General features: G+C 67.8%; 8 protein-coding genes and 1 pseudogene. 2 read left to right on the top strand and 7 right to left on the bottom strand.

The genetic code is table 11. From position 1 onward, the window contains the following. A pseudogene (locus GWG54_RS16855) lies at positions 1–228 on the top strand (TVP38/TMEM64 family protein); the annotation flags it as partial. A gap of 4 nt (positions 229–232) precedes the next feature. Here the strand turns inward: GWG54_RS16855 and GWG54_RS16850 are convergent. From GWG54_RS16850 to GWG54_RS16840, 3 genes are all read right to left on the bottom strand, one after another. After that, entirely contained in the window at positions 233–394 is a 162-nt protein-coding gene (locus GWG54_RS16850) for an HVO_2523 family zinc finger protein (protein ID WP_167938865.1), read from the bottom strand. 44 nt (positions 395–438) lie between these two features. After that, positions 439–756 (bottom strand): hypothetical protein, encoded by a 318-nt coding sequence (locus GWG54_RS16845; RefSeq protein WP_008419509.1) that lies wholly within the window; start codon positions 754–756, stop codon positions 439–441. A 111-nt stretch (positions 757–867) separates the two neighbouring features. Continuing rightward, complete coding sequence (locus GWG54_RS16840) at positions 868–3,972, bottom strand: adenosylcobalamin-dependent ribonucleoside-diphosphate reductase (RefSeq protein WP_167938864.1); 3,105 nt, start codon at positions 3,970–3,972, stop codon at positions 868–870. 397 nt (positions 3,973–4,369) lie between these two features. Between GWG54_RS16840 and GWG54_RS16835 the strand changes: the two genes are divergently transcribed. Next, the gene (locus GWG54_RS16835; RefSeq protein WP_167938863.1) at positions 4,370–4,540 is read left to right on the top strand and encodes a hypothetical protein; all 171 of its coding nucleotides are present in this window, start codon (positions 4,370–4,372) and stop codon (positions 4,538–4,540) included. Between the two features lie 260 nt (positions 4,541–4,800). Here the strand turns inward: GWG54_RS16835 and trpG are convergent, their stop codons facing one another. From trpG to trpD, 4 genes are read right to left on the bottom strand one after another with little or no spacing between them, the layout of a single operon-like run. After that, positions 4,801–5,412: an anthranilate synthase component II gene (gene trpG / locus GWG54_RS16830; protein WP_167938862.1), complete on the bottom strand. Its 612-nt coding sequence runs from the start codon at positions 5,410–5,412 to the stop codon at positions 4,801–4,803. Beyond that, a complete protein-coding gene (gene trpE, locus GWG54_RS16825; RefSeq protein ID WP_167938861.1) occupies positions 5,409–7,100 on the bottom strand; it encodes an anthranilate synthase component I in 1,692 nt (563 codons plus the stop codon). The genes trpG and trpE overlap by 4 nt, the downstream gene beginning before the upstream one ends. Further along, entirely contained in the window at positions 7,097–7,756 is a 660-nt protein-coding gene (locus tag GWG54_RS16820) for a phosphoribosylanthranilate isomerase (protein WP_167938860.1), read from the bottom strand. Before GWG54_RS16820 ends, trpE begins: the two co-directional genes overlap by 4 nt. After that, a complete protein-coding gene (trpD, locus tag GWG54_RS16815; protein ID WP_167938859.1) occupies positions 7,753–8,781 on the bottom strand; it encodes an anthranilate phosphoribosyltransferase in 1,029 nt (342 codons plus the stop codon). The genes GWG54_RS16820 and trpD overlap by 4 nt, the downstream gene beginning before the upstream one ends. Between the last annotated feature and the right edge of the window lie 44 nt (positions 8,782–8,825).

Here is an 8,825-nt window from a genome sequence, read left to right as displayed (position 1 = left end):
GGCGGCCCCCCGCTGGGCCAGCTTTGGGCGGGACCCGCGGCGGGGGACCCCCCCTGGAGGGTGGCCGGAGCCGCCGGCGGCGCCTCGACGGCGACGGTCGCCGCCGGCGGCGACGAGCCGGGGCTCTCGCTGGCGTTCGGCTGTGCGCTCGCCGCAGCGCTTCTGGTCGGTGGGCCGCTCTACCGTCGGCTGTCCGAGTCCCGAGCCGCCGGAAGCGCCGACGCGTGAGCGTTCACCGGAACGGATCGCTGCAGTCGATCACGACGCCGTGTTGCGGACAGACGTACTTGCAGTGGCGCTTGTACAGCGGCGCCTGGCAGTACGAACAGGTGGGCGCGCCGGTGGACGCGGCGTCCGTCGGTCCGTCGGCGTCCGCGCTCTCCTCGTCGCTCATACGCGTCCGTTCGCTCGAGTCCCCAAGTACTGCGGGGTTCCGGTTCACTCCGAGAGAGCGGCGATCCGACGGACCCGCCGCGCCATCGCGGGCCTGGTGACCGCACGAAGGAGCGTCGTCGCGGGCCTGTAGGTGATCTCGCCTTCGCTCGGCTTGGTCGCGGTGAGCGACCACAGGCCGGGCGCGTGGAAGGTGAGCTGACAGCGTCCCGTCTCGTCGGTTCGAACGCCCTTCCGCCGGGTGGAGACGGTGACGCCCTCGAGGGGGTTCTGTAACCGGTCCCGAACGCGGATCGTCACCGGTTCGCCCAGCAGCACCTCGTCGGTATCGGTCTCGATAACGAGCGATCGCGTCGTTCTCATGCTGAACGTTCGCACGCGACGTGCAAAGTAGTATCACCTGAGCATGATGGGGGAAGATCGAGACGCGAAACGAACCGCGAGAAACGAACGAGAGGGAGACTCAGCTACCGGTTAGCACTCGCTCCAGCCGCAGGACTCGCAGGTCTTGCAGCCTTCGGAGTAGTACAGCGAGAGCGCCCCGCAGTCGGGGCACTCGGGCGACTCGCCCGCGTCGATAAGGTCCTGAACGTCGTCGTCGCTCGCCGCCTTCGCGGCCGCGCCGCCGTCGGTCTTCGGTCCGTCGGTGATCTCGGCGTCCGCGGCGTCCTCTAAGGTCTGCTGGGTCGGGTACGGCTTGTCGATCTCGCCCTCGAGGTAGCGACGCATCGCGGTGCCGATGGCGTCGGGGATCGACTGGATCTGCTCGCCCTTGTCCCAGGCCACCTTCGGACTCCGGGTCCCGCAGAGTTCGTCGACGATCTCATCGGGGTCGACGCCCGAGCGCAGCGAGGTCGAGATGACCTTCGCTAAGGCCTCGGTGAAGGAGTTGGTGAACCCGCCCGAGTGGCCGATGTTCGCGAACAGCTCGAACGGCTGGCCCGTCTCGGGATCCTCGTTGATCGTCACGTACACCTTCCCGTACCCGGTGTCGATGCGCTGGCTGACGCCGTGGAGGGCATCGGGACGCTCGCGCTTCTCGGTGAAGTCGACCTGGACGGGGTCGCGGTCGTCCGCCTCGGCCAGCGAGCCGACGTCGTCCTCGAGGACGTCCCGAACCTCGTCGCTCTCGAGGAACGCCTCGAGGCCGCCGAAGATCTCCTCGATCTGTTCGGCGAGCGCCTCGGCCGCCTCGGTCTCGTCGGCGAAGTCGGCGTTCTCGGCGCGGGTCGTCAGCACCTGCTTGCTACGAGTGCCGTCGCGGTAGTAGGTGACGCCCTTGCCGCCGTGCTCGTAGATGTACTCGAAGACGTCCTTGGCGTCCTCGAGCGTGGAGTCGCTGGGCGCGTTGACCGTCTTCGAGATCGCGGAGTCGACGCCGGCCTGACAGGCGACCTGCACGCCGGCGTGGTCTTTCGCCGAGAGGTCGCCGGTCGTGACGAACAGCTCGCCGATGGCGTCGGGCACCGTCGAGAGCCCCTCGACGCCCTCGAACCGGTTGGTCGCCATCTGCTCTGTGGCCTCCTCCTTGACCGCGTCGACGTCGACGTCGTTGTCCTCCAGCACGCGCAGGAAGTAGTCGTCGAACTCGACGAGCATCTCGTCGCCCTGGACGTCGTCGGAGACGTTCTTGTAGTAGGCGACGTTGTAGATGGGTTCGCAGCCGCCGGTGGTGTTGCCGACCATCGAGGTCGTGCCCGTCGGCGCGATGGTCGTCGTGTTGTGGTTCCGCATCGCGAATCCGTCCGCCCACTCGTCGGCGTCGAGACCGGTCTGGTGTTCGAACCACTCGCGGTAGTCGGTCGGGTTCGCGTACTTGGAGCTGTCCCACTCTTCGAAGCTGCCCCGCTGCTCGGCGAGCTCGTGGGAAGTCCACTTCGAGGTGTGGTTGATGTGGGTCATCAGCTGGCGAGCGACCTCGTTGGAGGTCTCGCTGCCGTACTCCATGCCAAGCTGGATGTACAGCTGCGCCAGGCCCATGATGCCCAGGCCGATCTTGCGCATCTCCCGAACCTTCTGCTCGATCTTCTCGACCGGGAAATCCGACATGGTGACGACGTTCTCCAAAAAGCGCGTCCCCATCTCGATGCGCCGATCGAACTCCTCGAAGTCGATCGCCTCCTCGAGGAAGGCGTCGACGGCCGCCTCGAGGTCGTCGTACTCCTCGCCGTGCTCGTCGTACCAGACGCGCCAGTCGGGCGCCTCGAGGTCGGCGAGCGTCGAGAGGTTGATGTGCCCGAGGTTACAGGCCTCGTACTCCTCCAACGGTTGTTCTCCGCAAGGATTTGTTGCAAGAATCCTATGATCTGGATGCTTGTCCACATCGAAGGAGTGTTGCTTGTTCACTCGCTCGAGGTAGATCACGCCGGGTTCGCCGTTCTCGTGGGCGCCCTCGACGATGTCGTCCCAGAGCTCTTCGGCCGGGATCGACAGCTCCTCGCCGACTTCGACGTGCTCGCCGAGACCGAACATCTCGTACAGTTCCTTGGTCTCCGCGGTCGCGATGTGGGGCTCGCCCGTCCGCGGATTGGTAAACGTGAACTCCCCGCCGTTCTCCAGGGCCTCCATGAAGTCGTCGGTGACGCCGACGGAGATGTTGAAGTTGGAGAGGTGGCCCTCGACGGCGTTGCGAAGGTGTTTGGGGACGCGGCCCTCGTCGTCGATGAGCTCGCGGGCCTCATCCAGGGCGTCCTGGAAGGAGGTGTGCGTGTAGTCGTCGGGGTCGTTGAGACGCAGCGTCTCGGCCAGCGAGACGTCCTTGTTCTTGGCGTGGATGAACTGGATGACGTCCGGGTGGGAGACGCGCATGACGCCCATCTGGGCGCCCCGTCGGGCGCCGCCCTGGGCGATCGTCTCGCACATCTGGTCGTAGGTGCGCATGAACGTGATCGGGCCCGACGCGATACCGCCGGTCGAACCGACCGCGTCGCCGTAGGGGCGCAGCCGCCAGAAGGCGTAGCCCATCCCGCCGCCGCTCTGGAAGACCTGCGCGGCCTCCTTTGCGGTCTGGTGGATATCGTCGATGTCGTCCTCGGGGGAGTCGACGAAACACGCCGAGAGCTGCTGGAGCTCGTCGCCCGCGTTCATCAGAGTCGGCGAGTTCGGCATGAAGTCGAGGTTCGCCATCATCTCCTGGAACTCCTCGGCGACGTCCTCGACATGCGTTCGGATCTCGTCGGGGAGTTCGGGGACGACGGTGTCGTAGGCGAACTTGTTGGCGTTGTAGATAGAGAGCGCGGCTTCGGCCTCGTCGTCCGCCGTCGTACCAGCACCGAAGACCTCCGCGGCGAGTTCGTCCCGCCGCGGGTGGTCGGGCTTGAGCTGGTCGGGTGTGACCGTGATCTCGAGGTCGCGCTTCTCGGCCTCGAAGACGGCTTCGGCGAGGGCGATGTTCTTGCCGACGCGGTCGAACAGGTCCTCCTGGCTCTCGACGAGTTCGCCGTCGGCGTCCTTGCGGAGGTATCGGGCGGGGAGAATGTTCCCGTAGGCGTTTGCGGTCAGTCGCTCCTCGAGGGTGTCGCCCTCGGTGCGCTTGATGGGGAGGGTAAGCTCCTCCGCGGAGAGGTCGGATTCGCTCATGCGCGGGTCACCTCGAGGGTAACCCGCCGACGCGTGCGGATTCCGTCGCGGGTCGGGGTCCTGGCGTGGGTCATTTGTAGCGAAGAATCGGTATTCATCGGCGCCTCATAATTGTAGTGGTATTCTTCCATTCTTGTTGTAGTAATACAACCATAGTTGCGTAGCTACGCATCTACTCCATCACGGTCGCGACGCGAGGGCGAAACGGCTCTCTTCGCGCTTACGAGAGACTACGGCGGCGACCGTCTTAATGATTTTCAGATCAAACTGAAAGTAAATTTGCGGGCGATGAATCCGCTTATCCACTCCAGAAGCGGTTCGGAATAGAAACAATACACTATCCGAGTATTTCAGTATATCCAGAAAGACTACATAGTTGCCGTCCGGAGTCCCGCGTATGCTCGAGCCACTGACCTCCAGCACGGGACTCCTGCTCGCACTGGTCGCTCTCGCCCTCGTCGCGGTCGCAATCCTCGCCGTTCGGGTAGCGCTCAAACTCGCCGTCCGGGTCGGCATCGTCGCCGGCGTCGCCCTCGCCGGCCTCTACACCGTCGGCGTTATCGGATAGGTCGTTCGAGAATTCACGACGATATCGGCTGTAAAGCGACTGTTGAGGACTCGAGCGTTCTGCTCGAGCTGGCAACACGGAATCGCCACGCCCTCCCCAGCCGATTCACTCGGTCGCGTTGCTCCCTCGTTCATCCCTCACACGACTTGGATCCGAGAGCTCGCAGTTCGCTCGCTCTCGGTCAGCGCGCGCCACCGCAATACAGGTCGCTCAGCCGGAACAACGGAACGTCGCGCCGAGTATAGACGAACCGACACCCGTCACAGCCCCTCGAGGAAGTTCTCGATCACGTCGTGGCCCACCGCCGTGAGGACGCTCTCGGGGTGGAACTGCACGCACTCGAGGGGGTGCTCGTGGTGGCGCACGCCCATGACCAGTTCGGTGCCGTCGTGGTCGGCCGTCGCCGTCACCGCGAAGCAGTCCGGAATCTCGGTCGCGACCAGCGAGTGGTACCGGCCGGCCCGAAACCCCTGCTCGAGGCCGGCGTAGACGCCCTCGCCGTCGTGATCGACCGCCCACGCCTTCCCGTGGACCGGTTCGGGTGCGCGCCCGACCGAGCCCCCGTAGGCGTAGACGGCCGCCTCGAGGCCGAGACACACGCCCAGCGTCGGCACCTCGGGGCTGACCTCCCGGAGGACGGCCGTCGAGACGCCGACGTCGCGGTCGTTTCTCGGATGACCCGGACCGGGGCTGACGATGATCCCGTCGGGGTCGACCGCGCGGACGTCCTCGAGCGAGGCCGTATTCTTGAGCACCTCGGTCTCGGTACCGGGCTGCTGGCTGACGTACTCGACGAGGTTGTAGGTGAAGGAGTCGTAGTTGTCGATCACGAGGACCCGGACGGTCTCGCCCTCGGCCTCGGCCACGCTCATCGACCCACCTCCGGCGTCGCCTCGGTCCGTTCGTCCTCGATGGCCTCGAGGGCGGCCAGCACGCCGCCCATCTTCTTTTCGGTCTCTTCGTACTCGGCGGTCGGGTCGCTGTCGGCGACCAGTCCGGCGCCGGCTTGGACGGTGATTCGATCACGATTTCCTTCGTCTTCGACGGTTGCGGTACGGATCACGATCGCGAAGTCGGCGTCGCCCGTCCAGGAGTAGTAGCCGACCCCGCCGCCGTACAGCCCGCGGGGCTCGCTCTCGAGGTCGTCGATGATCTCCATCGCGCGGATCTTCGGGGCTCCTGAGAGGGTGCCAGCGGGGAACGCGGCCCGGGTCGCGTCGAACGCATCGGGAGACGCGGTCTCCCGGGCTACCGAGCGCGGTTCGGCAACGTCCGCGTCCGTCGCGAGCCGACCCGTTACCGTCGACTCGATGTGCTGGACGTGGCTGTACTTCAGCACGTTCATGAACTCGTCGACCCGCACGGAACCGGGCTCGGCGACCCGACGTACGTCGTTGCGCGCCAGGTCGACCAGCATCGTGTGTTCGGCCCGTTCCTTCTCGTCGGCCAGCATCTCGCCGGCCAGCCGGCGGTCCTCGACGGGTCCGGCGCCCCGGTCGCACGTGCCCGCGATCGGGTTCGACATGACCTCGCGACCGCGCACCGAGACCAGCGTCTCCGGGCTCGCGCCGACGACGGTCAGGTCGTCGTGATCGAGCAGGTACATGTACGGCGAGGGGTTGATCTCCCGCATCGCCTCGTAGAATCCGATCGGGTCGACGTCGCCGTACAGCTCCCGGGTGCGCGAAACGACGCCCTGGTAGATGTCGCCGTCGAGGACGTGCTCCTTCGCCCGTCGGACGCTTTCCTGGTACTCCTCGCGCGAGCCCGCGCGCTCGTCCTCGCGGACGAACCCGCCCGGCTCCGGCGCCGACGCCTCCCGGAGGGTCCCGGCGACGTCCTCGGCCTCCGAGAGCAGGCGATCGTAGACCGCGTCGGGGTCGTCGCCGTCCTCGAGGACGGGCGTGAACACGAGCGAGACGGTTTCGTCGCGCTCGTCGAACGCGACGGTTTTGGTCGTGAGCAGGAACTGCGCGTCGGGAAACCGCGAGTCGGGTCGCTCGCAGCCGACCTCCTCGAGCCAGAGGTCGTAGACGGCATCATAGGCCAGAAAGCCGACGAGTCCCCCCTCCAGATGTTGTCGGTCGTGGTCCGGGAAGTTCGCGAGCCGAGCGTCGGGCAAGGCGGCTCTGAGGGTGTCGACGGTGTCCCCGTCGGGATCGCGCTCGAGCTCCTCGAGGGGCGGATTCGCCGAGAGCGCCTCGACCGAGGCCCCGTCGGGGTCGACGGTGACGACGGCCTCCGGATCGTAGCCGACGTAGGAGTACCGGGCGTGGCGGTCGGCCCGCGAGGCGTTCGGACGGAAGGCTCCGTCGGGGTCGCTCGAGGCCGTCTTCTCCGCGCTCTCGAGCAGGAAGGCGTACAGCGACCGCGAGCGGTCGCTCGTTCGTCCGGTCAGCGCGGCGTAGGCCGCGAGCGGCGACGTCTCGACCTCGAGTTCGGCGACGGCCCGGACGACGACGGGGCGGTCCGCGTCGGCGTCGCCGACGTGTGAGCGAAACGCCTCCCGGTCGAGGTCGAGTGCGGGCGCCTCGGTCGGGGTTCGTTCGGCCTCGCTCATGAGTGGGGGAGCGGTGCGGTCGCCCTTCTCGCTCGCTCAACGAACGCTCGGGCAGTGTCGGCGTCGGTCGCGCCGTCGGCGTCCTCGATGCCGCTGGCGACGTCGACGGCGAACGGCTCGACCGTCCGCACCGCGTCGGCGACGTTCGCAGGCGATAATCCGCCCGCAAGGACGATCGGCGACTCGAGGACGGCCGTCAGCTTGCGGGTCAGCTCCCAGTCGTGGGTCTCGCCGGTACCCCCACCGCCCTCGGCCGCGGGGGTGTCGACGAGCAGCCCGTCGGCGACCGCGTCGTACCGCCGGGCGGCCGCCGCGTCGGTCTCGCCGGCCTCGAGGACGACCAGCACCATCGCGTCGACCTCCTCGCGGACGGTCGCGACGGCCTCGGGCGCGAGCGTGCCGTGGAGCTGGACGGCGTCGGGGCCGACCGTCTCGACCAGCTCGATCGCCGCCGTCGGCGTCTCGGGCATCGTCACGAGAACGGTCGTCACGAACGGGGGCGCGGCCGCGGCGAGGTCGGCCGCGCGGGCGGGGGCGAGCTCGCGGTGGGTGTCGACGGGGACCTCGGAGATGAGCCCGACCGCGTCGGCGCCCGCGTCGACGGCCGCCTCGAGGTCGTCCTCGTCGGTCGTCCCGCAGAGTTTCACCCGCGTCATCGCGCCTCCTGCCCCGGGGGCTCGGCGCGGTTCTGGGCGCAGAGCTCCTCGAGTTTCGCCGCGGCGTCGCCCGACTCGATCGCCTCGAGCGCGGCGTCGGCTCCGGCCCCGAGCGAGTCGGCCTCGCCGGCGACGTACACTGCCGCGCCGGCGTTGGCGAGGATCACGTCCCGCTTGGCGCCGGCCACCTCGCCCTCGACGATGCCGCGCATGTCGTGGGCGTTCTCGGTCGGCGAGCCGCCCGCGATGTCGCCGATCTCGTGTTCGGCCAACCCGAGGTCGGCCGGCTCGATGGTGTACTCCTCGACGTCGGTTCCCTCGACCTCCGCGACGCGGGTCTCGCCGTGGATCGCGATCTCGTCGGTGCCCGCGCCGTGGACCACCAGCGCGCGCTCGACCTCCATCCGCGCGAGCGCGTCCGCAAGGACGGGCACCAGCTCGGGGTCGTAGACGCCGACGACCTGGGCGTCGGCCCCGGCGGGGTTGGTCAGCGGCCCGAGGACGTTGAACAGCGTCCGGATTCCGAGCTCCTTGCGCGGGCCGATAACGGCCTTCATCGCCGGGTGGAAGACGGGCGCGAGCATGAACCCGATCCCGTCGCGCTCGATGGCGTCCTCGACCGCTGGGGGTTCGGCCTCGACCTCGACGCCGACCTCCTCGAGGACGTCCGCGCTGCCCGACGACGAGGACACCGAGTAGTTGCCGTGTTTGGCGACCGGGACGCCCGCCCCGGCGGTGACGATCGCGCTGGTCGTCGAGACGTTGATCGTGTCGTAGTCGTCTCCCCCGGTACCGCAGGTGTCGACCAGCGGCGCGCGATCGGGCTCGATCGTGCGGGCGGCCTCGCGCATCCCCTGGGCGAAGCCGGCGATCTCGGCCTCGGTCTCGCCTTTCGCCCGCAGCGCCGTCAGCAAGGCGCCGATCTGGGCGTCGGTTGCACCCTCGAAGACGGCCCGCGAGGCCGCTCGAGCGTCTTCCTGCGTGAGATCCTCGCCGTCCGTGACGCGTTCGATGAAGTCCTGCATAGTGAGCACCAATGTACGGAGTTGTCTTACGATGTTCAAATTCG

The sequence above is a fragment of the Natronococcus sp. JC468 genome, from assembly GCF_012163165.1.
In the GTDB taxonomy this organism is placed as follows: domain Archaea; phylum Halobacteriota; class Halobacteria; order Halobacteriales; family Natrialbaceae; genus Natronococcus; species Natronococcus jeotgali.
Note: the sequence above shows the minus strand (reverse complement) of the source record. Positions and strands in the feature narration are given on the sequence as shown.